This window comes from Sorangium sp. So ce836, from assembly GCF_028553905.1.
Taxonomy (GTDB): domain Bacteria; phylum Myxococcota_A; class Polyangia; order Polyangiales; family Polyangiaceae; genus Sorangium; species Sorangium cellulosum_D.
Window position 1 is genome coordinate 8811861 of sequence record NZ_CP102233.1, and the last position, 14968, is coordinate 8826828.

Sequence of the window (14968 nt, forward strand, 5' to 3'; positions counted from 1 at the left end):
CGCCGACCGCGCGCGGTCAGTCCTTGCTGAAATAGTCGCCGCCCTGGTAGGCGCCGGTCCGCTCCTTCTCGAGCTGCATGAGCACGTCGTTGAGGAGCGTGGACGCGCCGAAGCGGAACAGGTCGCTCGTGAGCCAGGCGTCGCCGAGGGTCTCCTTGACCAGCACGAGGTAGTGGAGCGCCTGCTTCGCCGTCCGGATGCCGCCGGCCGGCTTCATCCCGATGCGCTGGCCGGTCGCGTGCGCGTGATCGCGGATCGCCTCGAGCATCACCAGCGTCACCGCGGGCGTGGCCGCCGGGGTGACCTTCCCGGTCGACGTCTTGATGAAGTCGGCGCCGGCGAGCATCGCGACGCGGCTCGCCTTGCGGACGCGGTCGTAGCTCCCGAGCTCGCCGGTCTCCAGGATCACCTTGAGGTGCGCGCGCCCGCACGCCTCCTTTGTCGCGGCGATCTCGTCGTACACGGCGTTGACCTCGCCGGCGAGCATCGCGCCGCGGTCGATCACCATGTCGATCTCGTCGGCGCCGAGCTCGACCGCCTGGCGCACGTCGGCGAGCTTGACCTCGAGCGTGGACAGCCCGCTCGGGAAGGCGGTCGCCACACTCGCGACCTTGACCGTCGAGCCCGCGACCGCTCGCCTGGCGACGGGCACGAGCTTCGGATAGACGCACACCGCCGCACACGGAGGGATGTCCGCGCGCTCGTGAGGGCGAAGCGCCTTCTGGCAGAGCTGCTCGACTTTTCCGGGCGAGTCTTTTCCCTCGAGGGTGGTGAGGTCCATCATGGAGATGGCGAGCTTGAGGCCGGCGACCTTGGCCGGGCCCTTGATGCTCCGTTTGCCGAGCCCGGCTGCCCGCTCTTCCACCATGACCTTATCCACGGTAGGCGAAGAGAAATCGGGGTAGGTGATTCCCCTGCCCTGGCGCACCGCGCCGGGGGCGGCGCCGCTGCCGTTTCCGTAGATCGCCATCGGCCTGGTCTCCTGCCGGCGCAACGTACCAGAAGCGTCGGATCGATCCTACCGAGTGCGTGCTAACGTGGCGCTCTGATGAAGAGACGCTTCCCGACTGCCCTCGTTTTTGTCGTAGTTGCTGTCGTCTTTGCCTTTGTCTCGCTGCTCGCGTGTGGCGCGGCCGAGCGACCCGACGGTGGACAGGGGCTCCTCCCGGTCGGCGCGACGGCGCCCGACGTGTTCGCCGCCGATCAGAACGGCGCGATCCAGCGGCTGTCCGACCAGCGGGGTCGCGCCGTGGTCGTGTACTTCTATCCGAAGGACGGGACGCCGGGCTGCACGGAGGAGGCGTGCGCGTTCCGCGACGCGTGGGATCGCTTCAAGCAGGCCAACGTGCAGATCTTCGGCGTCTCCCCCGACACGCGCGAGTCGCACGAGGCGTTCGCGACCGAGCACCGGCTGCCGTTCCCCATCCTCGTCGACACCGACCAGACGTGGGCCAACGCGTTCGGCGTGCCGACGCGGCTCGGGTCGATGGCGCGCGTGACGTTCCTGATCGATCCCGACGGCAAGGTGGCGAAGGTCTACCCGGACGTGGATCCCGGCGTGCACGCCGACGAGGTGCTGAAGGACGCCGCGCAGCTCACGGGCGCGGCGCTCCCGGCGGCGCCTGCGGCGTCGGGGAGCGCCGCGCCGGCGGGGCCCGACGCCGCGGCGCCGGGCGGTGCGGGCGCGCCGCCTGCGGGGGCGGCGCCGACGGGATCGGCCGTGCCGGTGGCCACCGGATCGATGCTCCCCCCGGCGGCTCCCGCGGCGCCTCCGGCGAAGCGGTGACGGCGTCGGGCGCGCGGCGCGCGCGGGGGGCCCACGTGAACGCCTGCACGCGAGAGCACGCGCGTGGTGCGTAAGACGTCGGAAACTTGGAAGGCCAACGGTCTGGAGCTGTGCGTCCATCGCTTTCGCGACGACGGCGCGCGGCCGTCCGGCCTCACGCTGCTCTTGCTCCACGGCTTCCTCGACGCGGGGAGCACGTGGGATCTCGTGGCCGAGCCGCTCGCGAGGGCGGGGCACGACGTGATCGCGCCCGACCTCCGCGGCTTCGGCCGGAGCGGCCGCGTCGCCGCGGGCGGCTACTACTACTTCCCCGACTACATCGCCGACGTCGCGGCGCTCGTCGACGCGCTCGCGCCGGCGCGGCTCGGCGTGGTGGGCCACTCGATGGGCGGCGCGGTCGCGGTGTACTACGCGGGCGCGAGCCCAGGCCGCGTCGAGCGCCTGGCGCTGCTCGAGGGCCTGGGGCCGCCGGCGCGCGGGCCCGAGGTCGCCGTCGCGCGCATGGAGACGTGGCTGCGCGAGATGAAGGGGCTCGATCGGGCGCCACGGCGGCTCGCGTCGATGCAGGACGCGATCGCGCGGCTCGCCGCGCATCACCCGCGCGTGCCGCGCGACGTGCTGGCGACGCGCGCGCCGCTGCTCACGCGCGAGGAGCCCGGCGGCGGGCTCGCGTGGGCGTACGATCCGATGCACCGGACGACGTCGCCGCTCTGGTTCCAGGTGGAGGCGTTCGCGGCGTTCCTGGAGCGCATCGCGTGCCCGACGCTGGTCGTGAGCGGCGGGCCGACCGGGTGGCGCCCGCCGGACGAGGCGGCGCGGGCGGCGAAGCTCGCGCGCGCGGAGCACGTCGAGCTGCCGGACGCCGGGCACATGATGCACTGGTCGGCGGCGGCGGAGCTGGCCGAGCGGCTGGGCGAGTTCTTCGCGAGAGGGAGCGCCGGCGACGCGGCGAGCCCGACGAGCGGGGAAGCGAGGTAGGCCGCGGAGGCCGCGCCGGCCGCGGAGCCGGCCGCGGAGACGGAGAGGCCGGTCGGGGGGTGAATAAAAGAGCTTGACTCGGCGGGGCGAGTGGGTAATCTGCGCGCCTCCTCAACGAGAGGCGTGCCACCTTAGCTCAGTGGTAGAGCAACGGTTTCGTAAACCGTAGGTCTCGGGTTCAAGTCCCGAAGGTGGCTCCAGAAAAGAACGGCGAGCATCCCCGCTTCCCTGCGGATGTGGCTCGTTGACCAGCCGGATATCGCCGGCGCAGGGCGCTCTGGGTAACATCTCGAGAGAGCGCGTCGCGTAGCGTGACGGAGCTCACCCTCAAGGGTCGTTGAGGTCGTCGTAGTCCGCGAGCCCCCCGATGGCCTTGTAACGGCTGCGCGACGAGCTCGTACCCGCGCAAATCCACGGCGATGCCGTCTCGCGAAAGCAGCACGTCGCGGGTGTGGAGCGGCGCAGCGACCATGTCGTCGCCCACGGCGTCCACCGAGCGGTGCTCGCTACCGCGCCGGGCGCGATCCCGCTCATCCGCCGCGACGCGCGTCGGAGACGCTCCGGCGGCGTCGGCGGAGATCCGGGAGGCCTCGGCCCACGTCCCCCTTCAGGGAGGGGCGTCGCGTCCACGCGCCGGACAATGAGCCTCCCGCCGTGACGCGCGGCCCGTCCACCGTGACATGTCACGGCGCGCAGGGCGGAATCACCGTCAAAACCTGCCAGCGCTCCCGGATCCGTAGTGCCTTTGAGCTGGCGCGCTCGTTGCACTGCCCCCTGAGCGGTGCTCTTTATCTGACCCGCTGCATGGCTGGACGGTGATCCAGCGGAGCACGGGCGGCCTTGGGTAAAGCGTATCCCGCGATGATCCCGATGCTGCAGGCGGAGGCTCCCTCCGACCGGGCGCAGCCGGCGCGCTGCTCGCGCTGGCTGCCTCGGCGTGCGTCGGCGCAGACCCGAGCGACGACCTCTCCGACGAGCCGCTCGGGACTCACACGGAAGAAATCCGCGCCGGCCCGGAAGGCGGCGGAGTCGGCACCGTGGAGATCGGAGGCGGGGATATCGGATTCTGCACGGGAACGCTGATCGGCCGACACATGATCCTCACCGCGGCTCACTGCTTTGACGACGCGCTCGGCACGGCGCTGACGGGGACTGTGAGCACCAAGGTATCCTACGCGCGCACCGGGACCACCTGGAGCTGCATGACAGGTACCCCCTCGAGCGGCAAATGCACGACGAACCGCGACGTCTGGGTGCGGCGCCTGCAGCGTGTGGATGCGCAAGCCGACATGGCCGTCGTCTTCACCGCGAACGCGGGCGGCACGTTCAGTAACGTGACGGCCGGCGACGCCGCCGATGGAATCTACGCAGGGTACCTCGGCTCCACGGAACCCTATACATTCTACGGGCGGGGATACTACCACTACAATGGCACCGGCTCGGGGGTCATGCGCTTCATGAATGATTCCTTGAAATGGGTGGGTGCCGAGCACTTCGTCACGGACGCGGACGACATCCGAGTCTGCGAAGGCGACTCGGGCGGCCCGTATTTCCTCAGAAACACCACCTGGATCTTCGGCATCCATTCCAACTCGGAGAAGCCGGGGGACGATAAGTGCGCCGAGGTCGGCGGCAAGGCGCGGGGCATGCGGATCTCCAGCACCCGGATGACCCAGATCAACAACTTCCGCAGCTTCGACGGGCTTCCGGCGTGCACGCCGTACTCGAGCTCGTTCCCCGATTACTGGGTCTGCGAGTGAGCGCTCGCTGGCGCAGCGCTGCTGACGCGTTCGAAGGAGCCCACCAGCCGGAGCGAGATTCCGGGTCGGTGGGCTCGCCGTCGAGGAACCCCGAGCGGCTTCGTCCCGCGCAGCCGGCGACGGCGCCGCTCGACCCGGGTCAACGCCCGGCTGCGGCCGCGGCGGTGGACGTGGCGAGCCGCCGGAAATGCTCGATGCCGAGGAGGTTGCACAGGATCTCCAGGTGCTGCCGGCGCGCCCTGTTCTCGTCCAGCAGGCGCGCGGCGAGCTCGTGCCCGAGCAGATCCATGGCGATGCTGTCTCGCGAGAGGAGGACGTCGCGCGCGTAGTCGTGGAGCGGCCCCGCGACCATGTCGGCGCGCATGGCGTCCACCGAGCGGCGCTGCTGGGCCGAGCGGCCCCGCCACGCGGTCGCCGCGCGCCAGAGCTCGCTCGTGACATAGAGCAGATCGCGCGCGAGCATGCGCCCGAGCCCGGGCCCCTGGAGCCGGAGCAGGGCGTTGTCGTTCACGAGGATGCCGCGCGCGGGCGGCAAGAAGCGGCGCACGATAGCGTCGTGCAGGCCCGCGTGCATGCCTATCGGGGAGGGCAGGCTGAACGCCAGCCGCACGACGGACGGGCTCGCGTACGGGCTGAAGCTCCTCCACCAGGAGAAGCGCGACGTGAGCGCGCCCCAGCGGCCGTACCGCTCGAAGAGGTAAAACTGATCGAGCACGTCGTGCAGGTAGGGCGAGCGCCGGAACATTGCCTCGATCACGGCCTGAGCGCGCTCGCGGACGGCGGCCGGATGCTCGGGCGAGCGGAAGCCCGGCGCGGCCAGGCGGCGCCACTTCCGGGCGAGGAAGGCCGCGACGTCGCCGGCGCCGGCGCCGGCCACCCGCCGGTACTGGCCGGGGCGAGCATAGTAATAGCCACGGAAGATCTCGCCCCCTCCCCCGTCGAAGCCCAGGGGGCGCTCGTCGTCCCAGCTCGGATACCTGTCGATGGCGCGCTTGGCGCTGGAGTCGCCGTTCATGTGGAACGCGATGAGATCCGCGTGACGGCTGAAGTCATCATGGATGGGCAGATCCAGCTCGCGGTGCTCGTGCCGCACGCCCGAGAGGGCGGCGATGCGCCTGGCCACGCGCACGTCGAGGCTGTCGGGCGCGCCAGAGGTCTTGGCGACGATGCGCTCCGCCGGCACGACCGACGCGACCAGCGCGAAGACGGCGCGGCTGTCGATGCCCGCGGTCAGGTCGGCCCGGACCGTGTCGAAGCCCGCCGCGGCGAAGCGCGTGTTGTCGCGCATCCTGTCGACGATCTGGTCGATTCGCTCGCTGACCGCGGCCGCGTCCCGGGCATCGACGCGGCCCTCGAACAGCCCGAGCGGCGCGGCGAGCCGCTCCAGGCGGCCGCCCCGCAAACGCAGCCAGTGCGAAGGCTCGCACGGCTCGACGCGCGCGAGCAGCGGCCGCCCGCCGATGGACCAGTCGGCGGCGACGATCGAGCACGCCGAGGCGTGATCGATCTCGACGGGGCACGCCCCGGTCGCCACGAGCGCGACGTCGTGCGGAGAGACGTAGAGGGCCCCGCCCGCGCGCAGGGTGCGCAGCGCCCGGCGGCCGAGCAGGTCCGAGATCACCGCGACCGTGCGCTCCGCGCGGTCGACGACGATGGCGGAGAAGTTGCCGTCGAGCGCGGCCACCGAGGCCCCGCCGCCCGACCTATAGGCGCGGAGGACGGCGCTCGCGGGCGACTCCCTGGACTCGCCTTGCAGCTCGCCGAACAACAGCACAGCGTGCGTGTCGGTGACCACCTGATCGAGCAGGTCGAGCCGCGGCCGCGGCTCCGGCGCGAGGAGCGCCCACCCGCCGCCCACCTCCGGCAAGACCTCCAGCGCGATCCGGGGCTCCGGGCCCACGGAGGGCATCCGCTCGCCGATGAGGAGCGCCGTGCGTCGGAGAAACGCGGCGGGATCGCGGTCGCTCGCGTCCGGCAGGTTGAAGGCGGCGATGAACGAAAACAAGATGTTCTCCCCTGACCTGTGATGCCCGTCCAGAAAAGCGGGTGATTGAGCGCGTCCGCGGTGAGCGCGCCTCGCGCGCGATGAGCGCCAGCGGCGGAGAGCGCTCTGGCGCGCGCGAATCTAGCCGGAGCTCCCCCAGCGCCGCAAGCGCCTGAGCGCGCTCTGCCGACCCGGGGAAGGTCCCGCGGGCGGGGCCCGACGCCGCCGGGCCCCATCTCGACCCACAGGCGGCACGCGGCCGTCGACCACGTGCCTTGTGCCACGTGGCACGTGCCACGAGCCGCTCTGCGCACCGGGTTGCGAGCGCGCGGGCAGGTTCGGCTCGCCGGCCATCTCACGCGCGCTGCTGAGGGCGCGCTCTCTGTGGCACGGCCGCTGCTTTCGCGGTGCGCTGCTGCGAAGGGCCGCTCTCACCCCGCAGCCAGCCTGCAGACCCAGAGAAGGAGACCCATGCGTCACTGGTTAACATTGCTTGGATCCATCGTCCTGATCGGCGTCCCAATCACCGCCGATGCGCAGAGCGATCAATGCAGAGGCGAAGCTCAGATCTTTGCCGTCTCGCGGTACCGCGACACCGAGGACCAACCGTCGATCTACGTGTACGACGGCGACCACACCTTCACCGTGCGCGGCGACAATTACGGCGAGCCCCATTACGCCACGGCCATCACGTTCGCCAACATCGACGCCGATGAGCACCTCGAGCTCATCGCGGGGCGCAACTGGCGCAACTGCGTGAACTGCAACGTCGTGCCGCGCCTGGTCATCTACGACGACAAAACCACCAATTTCAAGCAGATCGCGACCCTGGGGAACTGGGGCACGAGCAAGGGCGTCGAAGCCCTGGCGGCGGGCGATCTGGACGGCGATGGCGTCGACGAGGTCGTCGTCGGAATGAACGAAAGCACCGATGCGCTGGCGGCCAGGGTGCTGATCCTGGATGACTTCATCCATGACGGCGAGAACACCCGTTTCCAGACGATCCTCGAGCAGCGCTCGAACCCGGAATGGGGACCGGACTACTACGTGACAGGGCTCGACGTGCGCGACATCAACGGAGACGGTCGCGACGAGGTCGCCATCTCCAGGGACAGGCAGTGCGGCCTCGGGTGCAGCGGCATCGGGCGCCGCGTCGAGGTCGCGAGCCTGGATGGCAGCGGCGATCTAACCACCATCTTCAGCGCGGGCGATGGCGTGTTCGGCGACGATCCCGTCGTGTTCGGGGTCAAGCTCCTCGATTTCGACGGCGATGGCAATGGGGATCTCGCGGCGATCGCCGAAGGAGATCACGGCGACCCGCGCGTGTTCGTCTTCCCCGGCACGCACGATTTCTTCACCAGGGAGATCGCCTTCGGGGCTCCTTTCGACCCCGGCAGCGACAACTGGGACGGCGACCTCCAGGCCATCTCCATCAGCTCCGGAGACATGAACGGGGATGGAAGGGAAGAGCTGGTGGTCGGGCGGAGCGGGGGTGACCAGCGCTCGAAGCTCGTGATCTACAGCGAGAACGCCGACGGGAGCATCTCCGAGACCACCCGTGGCCAGGACTGGGGCGAAGACGTCGGCGCGAGCGCGGTCGCTATCGCCGACACGGATCTGGATGGCCGGGGCGAGCTCCTGTTCGGCCGCACCGAGAGCCCGAACCCGAGGTGGGGCGTCTACGACGACCTGCTCACAGGCGTCGCCTACCGGAAAGGGGGGACCACCGACTGGGACGAGGGCTACTACGTCACCGACATCGCCGTCGGCGACAAGATGTGCGTCATCCACGGCGATCCGCACCCCATCCCCGACTCGGTCGCGGACGCCAACGCCGAGTACGCCGACCGCGTGGAGCGCCTCTTGAAGGTGTGGATGCACACATTCAAGGGCGACTTCACCGACATCGGGACCTGGGAAAACGCGGGGACCGCGAGCTTCCGCCGCATCTCCGCGGGGCTCGCGGCGCTCGTCCACCTGGACGAAAGGGACGAGCTCAGGCCGCCGGAGGACTTCCCGCAGATCGTCGAGGACTGGCTCGTCAACAACGCGCATTATAGCGCTGACGTCGGCTCGGAGGCGGACTTCGATTTCCATCTCATGAACGCGATGACGCTGCTGAACGCGTTCGGGAACACGCCCGCGGGCTCGCAGCCGCTGCTCACGGATAAGGCCGTCAACGCGCTCCTCCTGTACGCAAAGAGGACTCGGGCAGAGTGCGCCGACATGGGCCTGCCCCCCGAGGACGTCCTCTATAAGATTCGCTGCACCCCCTTCGTCCCTTACGCCGGAGACAAGGTGCGTAAACTGATATACGAAACTTTCTGGGTGAACGTCCCGGAGACCGAGAACCACGTCCTGATGATCAACGCCTGGATCTACCTGGCGAACCAGTGGATCCGCAACAACCCACGAAACGACCCGGAGCTCCAGGCCATTCACGACCTGAGCCCCGAGAAGTACGTCAACGACGGCACGGAGCTCGAGCAAGCGCTGCTCGCCATCATCGGCCGGGTCACGAAGAACGGCTACTTCGAGACCAACGCGCGGCCCTACCAGGGCTTCACGCTGCGCGCCTTGATGCAGCTCGCGAGCCATGCCGAAGGCGAGAAGGTGCGGACCGCCGCGCGCAACGCCGTCGATTACACCGCCGCCATGGTCGCCTTCCAGTCCTACCACGGCAAGCGCTACGCGCCGATGCGGCGTCGCTGGGAGTACAACAACGTCCTGGAGCTGTACACCTCCGATTACCCGCCCATCATGTTCGGCATCCTGACGGGCGCGTACTCGTTCAATGATGATCCGAATTGTCCACCAACCGCTCGCAACTGCATGTGGTGGAGCGGCGGAGACCAGTACAGAGGGTTCGCCCTCGACGCCGTGCTCAGCGGCTACCAGGTGCCGGAGCTGATCCACCACTTCATGCTGAAGCCCGACAACGAGCAGCCCGGGTTCGGCGCGTACACGCGCGCCGCGGCGCGCTACTCCACGATGATGTACGAGATCCACGAGCCGGCGCGCTATCCGGCGCCCAACGTGATGGGCGACCCGGACCTCGACGCCATCGCGCGTGACCTCGACTGGACCCCGTTGAGCATACCGAGCGAGCACGCGGGAGCCATCGTCCCCCCTTACCGATACGAGCCCGCGGCCGAGCACTACTTCTCCACGAGCGACTTCCTGAACAGCTCGGGCGGCAGGTACCGGTACTTCAAGAACGCGGGACTGGGGCCCCTCGAATCGGAAATCGAGGATGGGATGCCGGACAAGAAGCACGCGCACGACTTCCTCGCGAAGCCGAGCGTGCTGTTGCTCCCCGGTGATCAGGGCAACTGGGGCGTAACCGAGGCTCAGCGCGTCACGCCGATGATGAGAGGGAACGGCTACGGCTCGAACAACGGGCCCGTGTACAAGAACGTCACGCTGGGCTTCGATCCCCATGAAGATTGGCCGACGTGGACTCCGGATGGCTGGGCCCCGAGCGACGTCGTCATGCTGGACAACGGGTCGAAGGCCAAGGTGATCACCAAGCCGGGCGGCGACCTGCACCTCGTCGTGGTCTCCTTCCCCGTCCTGCACGGCGGTCTGTGGGAGGTCGTCCCTGGTCACTGGGGCTCAGGCACCGCGGAGGCGGGCGTTCCGGCCGCGGAGGTCCTGAGCGCGGTCGTGTCCAGGAACGCCGGCCTGACGGCGCAGGGCAACATGCTCCCCTACCAGACGGTGGTGAGCGACGAGCGGCTCGACATCGGCTTCTCGGAGGAGGAGGCCCTGATGTGGATCGACGAGATCGGCGGCGACCCCGCGGGCGCGTTCGACCCGCGGGAGCCGCAGGAAATCATCGATTTCCCGCTGCTCTTGGTCCAGCAGGTCGACGCGGACTACCAGTTCACGGGGGTCGAGTACGTGCGCGCCATGGGCGACGGGCTCGTCACGATCCGCAACCCGCACCTGAACTCGACGTTGATCCTCGACTCGCGGGACCACCACAACCCGATCCGCACCGCTGTAGGGGACGCAGCCGTGGACCCCCCCAGCCAGATCCGGTTCGACGAGAGCTGGCTGCCCGCGCAGCCCGGCTCCGCCGCGCAGAACGCCGACGGCAGCGGCTTCACCATCACCCCGAACGGCGCTGGCAACGCCCGTATCGACCGCGAGTACCAGCGCACAGACACGAGCTGGACGCCGGGATCGGTGTCGTTCTCGGTCAAGGTCACCGGCAACCCGACCCGGAGCGCCCGACTGAAGGTCACGCTGAACGCCGCCTCGACGGGCACCGTCCAGCTCGGCTCGACCGTGGTGCTCGCCGATGTCCTGACGGCGGGCGAGACGGACGTGCTCTTCAACGTCCCCGCCGACGCCCTGGCGGCGCTCCAGCAGACGCAGGAGCCCGTCACCCTCGCCATCGACGTCGCGGGCGCCGCCGGCGCCACCGTGGACATCAAGTCGCTGCGGGCCACCACCTACCGCACCACGCCGCGCGGCCAGGCCAGGGTCGGCACCTGGGACGGGCTCTGGGCGACCACGGCCAGCACCTCGAAGAGCCCTGTCGCGACCGTGGGAAAGACGTCGCAGCGGGTGTGCTCCTCGGACTCCCGGTCGCTCGAGAGCGATTCCTTCGTGCCGAAGAGCTTCACCTGGATCTCTCGCCACCTCGCGCTCGACGTCCGGATCCCCACCGGGCTGCCGAACCCGGCGTGGCAGGGCTCCGTGCAGCTCTACTACCATGATCGCCCCGAGGACACCGTTGCCCAGTTCGCCGGGCAGTTCGATCTGACCGGCTACCCGGCGGGCGAGTGGGTCACGGCGCACTTCACGCTGCCCGAGCCGATCTTCGAGGCCCTTCGGGAGACCGACCGCGGCTCCACCCTGCAGATCTCGCTCATGGCCGACGCGGCGAACGGCGACTGCTTCCAGTTCGACAACGTGCGGTTCATGGGGGAGCTCCAGTGGAACGGGGCGGCGAGCCCCGGCGTGGACGACGGGCCGTTCGTGCCGGTCACCACCGCCGAGCGCGTGCTCGGCTTCGAGACCGAGGACGCCTGGCACGTCGTGCAGGGGACCACGGTGAGCCTCGTCGAGTCGCCGACGAATCCGGAAACGAACGCGCTTTCGCTCCCGGTGTCGAACTACACCGTCATCGAGAGCACGTCGTTCCCGACGAGCGAGCTCTTCACGTTCGGGCCGACGCTGAAGCTCGACGTGGTGTCGCCGCCGCCGGTCAACCCCGGCTGGTCGGGCGATTCCACGCTGTTCCTGGCGTGCATGGGCGCGAACATGTCGCACCAGGAGGTCGCGACGAACACCGTCCCGCTCCCGCAGGGCTCGGGCTCCCACGTCGTCAACTTCGTCGTGCCTCCGGCGGGTCTCGCGCTCCTCGCCCAGGACAACGAGTGCCAGCTCCGGCTCGTGCTCAACGCCCCCACCAACGCAGGCACCTACGTGCTCGACGACCTGCGCTTCGCCTTCTGACAGCACCGCCCCGCAGGGCCGCGCGACCCCGCGCGGCCCTGCCCGCCTCGCGCGCTGGCCGGCGAGGCCATCCCCACGCGTCATTCACCTGGAGTTACCAGCGCGTCAGCGTGCTGCGGCTGGCCGGCGAAGCTGTAGGCTGATCCCGACGGCGCCTTACCCCCTCACGGTCCCAACCACCGCGACGGCAAGAAGCGCCGCCAGACAAAGCACCAGCACCCCGACCACGACGATCCCCCAGCGCTTCCGCGAAGGCATCGCGCGCGCTGTCATCGCGCCAGCGCCACCCCTCGCCTCTTTCCAGGGCTCCGTCCTCGCCAATCGCTCGCCTGCTGCCGTGCCCGCCATGACCGCGGCCGCCCCGTGCCACTTCTCCGTGCTCGCCAGCGTGCCCTCCCCTGGCCCAGCCGCGGCGGCCCCTCCCCACCGCTCCGTGCTCGCCAGCGGGCCCTCCCCTGGCCCTGCCGCGGCGGCCCCTTCCCACCGCTCCGTGCTCGCCAGCGGGCTCTTCCCCGCCTCGCCCGCCGCCGCCGCCGCCCCGGCCCCCTGCCCCGCCGTCTCGACGCCCGCTGCCCCGCCCTCCGCCGGCAGCGCCGGCGAACGCGGCCGCTCCCCGGCCGCATCGCCTCCGGTTCCGGTCCCCTTCCCCGCGCGCGCCCCGCCCAGCCCCCACGCCGGCTCCACCCTGAACCGCTGCGCCATCGCCAGCCTGCTCCGCGCATCCGCGCCCGCCGCCGCGCCTCCCGCCGCTGCTCCCCCCACCGGCAGCGCCGCCACCCGCTGCTCCGCCTTCGCCCCTTCCTCCCCCCGACCCGTCCACCCGCGCTCGCGGATCGCCCGCTCCCGCGCCGCGTCCCCCGCCTCGCTCAGCAGCTGCCGCGCGCTCGCGTCCTCCAGCGCCCGCTCCGCCGGCACCACCGCCCGCGCCACCTCGCGCAGCGCCGCCGCGAGCTCCGCCGCCCGCGCGAACCGCTCCTCCGGCCGCTTCGCGAGGCACGCGGCCACCGCCCGCCACAGCGCCTCCGGGCACGACGGCAGCACCTCCGGCAAGGGCGTCGCCGAGAGGTGCACGTGCGCCGCCAGGATCTCGGTCTCCCCGATCCCCGACGCCTCGTCGAGCACCGCATACGGGTGCGCCCCCGCCAGCATCTCGTAGATCACCACGCCGAGCGCATACAGGTCCGCGCGCCCGTCCACGGCGCGCCCGGCGATCTGCTCGGGCGCCATGTAACGTGACGTCCCGACCACGCTCCCCTGCCGCGTCAGCCCGGGGACGCGCGCGTCCTTCGCCACGCCGAAGTCGAGCAGCCGCGCGCGCACGCCGTCGCTCACGACGATGTTCTCGGGCTTCACGTCGCGGTGCACGAGCTCGGCCTCGTGCGCCGTCGAGAGCGCGTCGGCGATCTGGATGGCGTAGTGGAGCGCGCGCACCGGCTCGAGCCGCGCGCCGCCGGCGAGCATCTGCCGCAGCGGGACGCCGGAGACGCGCTCCATCACCATGAAGAGCCGCCCATCCGCCGCCCTGCCGGCGTCGTACAGCCGCACGAGGTTCGGGTGCGCGACCCGCGCGGCGAGCCTCGTCTCCCGCAGGAAGCGCTCCGCGTAGCGCGCCTCCCCCGCGAGCCCGCGGTGGATGATCTTGATCGCGACCGGCCGCTCCAGCGCCGTGTCGAGCGCGGCCCAGACCTCGCCCATCCCGCCGCGCCCGAGGAGGCGCTCGATCAGGAAGCGCCCCTGGAAGAGCGCCCCGGCGGCGGGCAGATCATCGGCGCTCGCCACCCCGCGACACCCCACCTCGCAGCGCGCCACGCCGCAACGCCCCGGCCATCTCGCTTCTCTATCCTTGTTGACCTCCGCCGGGAAAGGTAGCTTCGAGGGAAGAAATCGCGCCTCCGGCCGGCGCACGCAGCGCCGGCGAGCGGCGCGAGGCACCTGTCTCATGTCGAGCCCGCGCCCCGAACCCGACGACGACGGCGATCCGATCCTCGAGGCCCGCGTCGCGCGCGCCGTCGCGCCCTACGCCGATCTCCTGCCCGCGGAGGATCTCGAAGCGCTGCGCGCGCTGACCGCGCGGTTCCTCGCGACGCACCCGGTCGCCGCCCCGCTCGTCGACCGGCTCCGCCCGCGCACGCCGCCCGCGTCGAGCGGCGAGGTCGACAGGCGCGACCCCACGGCGCTGGCCGAGGCGGCGCTGCGGCTCGCGGAGAAGGCGAGCGCCGCCCGAGGGGGCGGGCGAGGGCGCCCCCGATGAGCCACGACGACCGGGCGGCGAGGCCGCTGAGCCCCGACCAGCAGGCGCTCGTCGCGCAGGCCGTGCCGCTCGCCGAGCAGCTCTGCGACCACTTCCTCCGGCGCACGGGGGCCCGCTACATGGCCGACGATCTCCGCTCGGCCGCGTTCCAGGCGCTGCACGAGGCCGCGCTCGGCTACGACCCCGCCCGCGGCGTCCCCTTCCCGGCCTACGCATGGCGGCGCATCGACGGCGCGCTCTCGGATGCGCTGCGACAGGAGTCGAAGCACTGGCGCGCCGCCCGCGACGACGCGTACGACGCCGCCGAGGCGGTGCACGACGCGAGCGACGTCCTCGCCGACGGCGACGCCGAGACCACGGCGCAGGTCGACGGGATGGCCGACGAGGTCGCCGCCGCCGCGGTGCTCGGCCTGGCGGGCCGCGCGCTCAGGGCGCCGGGCGAGGAGGGCGAGCGGCTCCGCGCGACGTACGGCCGCGCGATCCGCGCGGCGGAGGCCGCGCTGTCGGGGCTCAAAGACGAGGAGCGGCGGGTCCTCGTGCTCCACCACGTCGAGCAGCGCACCTGGCCGGCGATCGGCGCAGCGCTCGGCTGCTCGGAGCGGACCGCGAAGCGGCGCGGGGCGGAGGCGCGGAAGCGGTTCGCCGAGGCGCTGCGGGCGGAGCGGGAGGGCGCGCAGGGCGGCGCGAGCGCGACGGAGCGGGAGAGGATCGCCGGCGCGACGTCGGGATGAGCTCCGGAG

At 71.2% G+C, this 14968-nt stretch carries 9 protein-coding genes and 1 tRNA gene; 7 read left to right on the top strand and 3 right to left on the bottom strand.

Going from position 1 to position 14968, the window contains the following annotated elements:
* Positions 1 to 16: 16 nt before the first annotated feature.
* Positions 17 to 970, bottom strand: a complete 954-nt coding sequence (deoC, locus tag NQZ70_RS31860) for a deoxyribose-phosphate aldolase (protein ID WP_129577589.1) — start codon at positions 968 to 970, stop codon at positions 17 to 19.
* 78 nt (positions 971 to 1048) lie between these two features.
* Here deoC and NQZ70_RS31865 point away from each other — a divergent pair, with 78 nt between their 5' ends.
* From NQZ70_RS31865 to NQZ70_RS31880, 4 genes are all read left to right on the top strand, one after another.
* Positions 1049 to 1786, top strand: a complete 738-nt coding sequence (locus NQZ70_RS31865; RefSeq protein WP_129577590.1) for a peroxiredoxin — start codon at positions 1049 to 1051, stop codon at positions 1784 to 1786.
* Between the two features lie 66 nt (positions 1787 to 1852).
* Complete coding sequence (locus NQZ70_RS31870) at positions 1853 to 2764, top strand: alpha/beta fold hydrolase (protein WP_237244229.1); 912 nt, start codon at positions 1853 to 1855, stop codon at positions 2762 to 2764.
* Between the two features lie 125 nt (positions 2765 to 2889).
* Positions 2890 to 2964 (top strand) — tRNA-Thr (locus NQZ70_RS31875).
* Between the two features lie 837 nt (positions 2965 to 3801).
* Positions 3802 to 4524, top strand: a complete 723-nt coding sequence (locus NQZ70_RS31880; RefSeq protein WP_129577592.1) for a trypsin-like serine protease — start codon at positions 3802 to 3804, stop codon at positions 4522 to 4524.
* Positions 4525 to 4663: 139 nt separating this feature from the next.
* Here NQZ70_RS31880 and NQZ70_RS31885 read toward each other — a convergent pair whose 3' ends face one another.
* Positions 4664 to 6529 (bottom strand): hypothetical protein, encoded by a 1866-nt coding sequence (locus NQZ70_RS31885; RefSeq protein ID WP_129577593.1) that lies wholly within the window; start codon positions 6527 to 6529, stop codon positions 4664 to 4666.
* Between the two features lie 450 nt (positions 6530 to 6979).
* Here NQZ70_RS31885 and NQZ70_RS31890 point away from each other — a divergent pair, with 450 nt between their 5' ends.
* Positions 6980 to 11977 carry a VCBS repeat-containing protein gene (locus tag NQZ70_RS31890; RefSeq protein WP_129577594.1) on the top strand — a complete coding sequence of 1666 codons (4998 nt, stop codon included), beginning with the start codon at positions 6980 to 6982 and terminating at the stop codon, positions 11975 to 11977.
* A gap of 156 nt (positions 11978 to 12133) precedes the next feature.
* Here the strand turns inward: NQZ70_RS31890 and NQZ70_RS31895 are convergent, their stop codons facing one another.
* The gene (locus NQZ70_RS31895; RefSeq protein ID WP_257792731.1) at positions 12134 to 13756 is read right to left on the bottom strand and encodes a serine/threonine-protein kinase; all 1623 of its coding nucleotides are present in this window, start codon (positions 13754 to 13756) and stop codon (positions 12134 to 12136) included.
* 160 nt (positions 13757 to 13916) lie between these two features.
* On the opposite strand from NQZ70_RS31895, the gene NQZ70_RS31900 reads away from it, so the two are divergent.
* Both NQZ70_RS31900 and NQZ70_RS31905 read left to right on the top strand, forming a co-directional pair.
* Positions 13917 to 14228: a hypothetical protein gene (locus tag NQZ70_RS31900; protein WP_129577596.1), complete on the top strand. Its 312-nt coding sequence runs from the start codon at positions 13917 to 13919 to the stop codon at positions 14226 to 14228.
* On the top strand, positions 14225 to 14959 hold the full coding sequence (locus tag NQZ70_RS31905) for a sigma-70 family RNA polymerase sigma factor (RefSeq protein ID WP_129577597.1): 735 nt from the start codon (positions 14225 to 14227) through the stop codon (positions 14957 to 14959). Before NQZ70_RS31900 ends, NQZ70_RS31905 begins: the two co-directional genes overlap by 4 nt.
* Positions 14960 to 14968: the final 9 nt, after the last annotated feature.

Coding starts and splice junctions, on each gene's coding strand:
- NQZ70_RS31905 (WP_129577597.1), top strand. CDS start 14,225: ATGAGCCACGACGACCGGGCGGCGAGGCCGCTGAGCCCCGACCAGCAG.
- deoC (WP_129577589.1), bottom strand. CDS start 970: ATGGCGATCTACGGAAACGGCAGCGGCGCCGCCCCCGGCGCGGTGCGC.
- NQZ70_RS31890 (WP_129577594.1), top strand. CDS start 6,980: ATGCGTCACTGGTTAACATTGCTTGGATCCATCGTCCTGATCGGCGTC.
- NQZ70_RS31900 (WP_129577596.1), top strand. CDS start 13,917: ATGTCGAGCCCGCGCCCCGAACCCGACGACGACGGCGATCCGATCCTC.
- NQZ70_RS31865 (WP_129577590.1), top strand. CDS start 1,049: ATGAAGAGACGCTTCCCGACTGCCCTCGTTTTTGTCGTAGTTGCTGTC.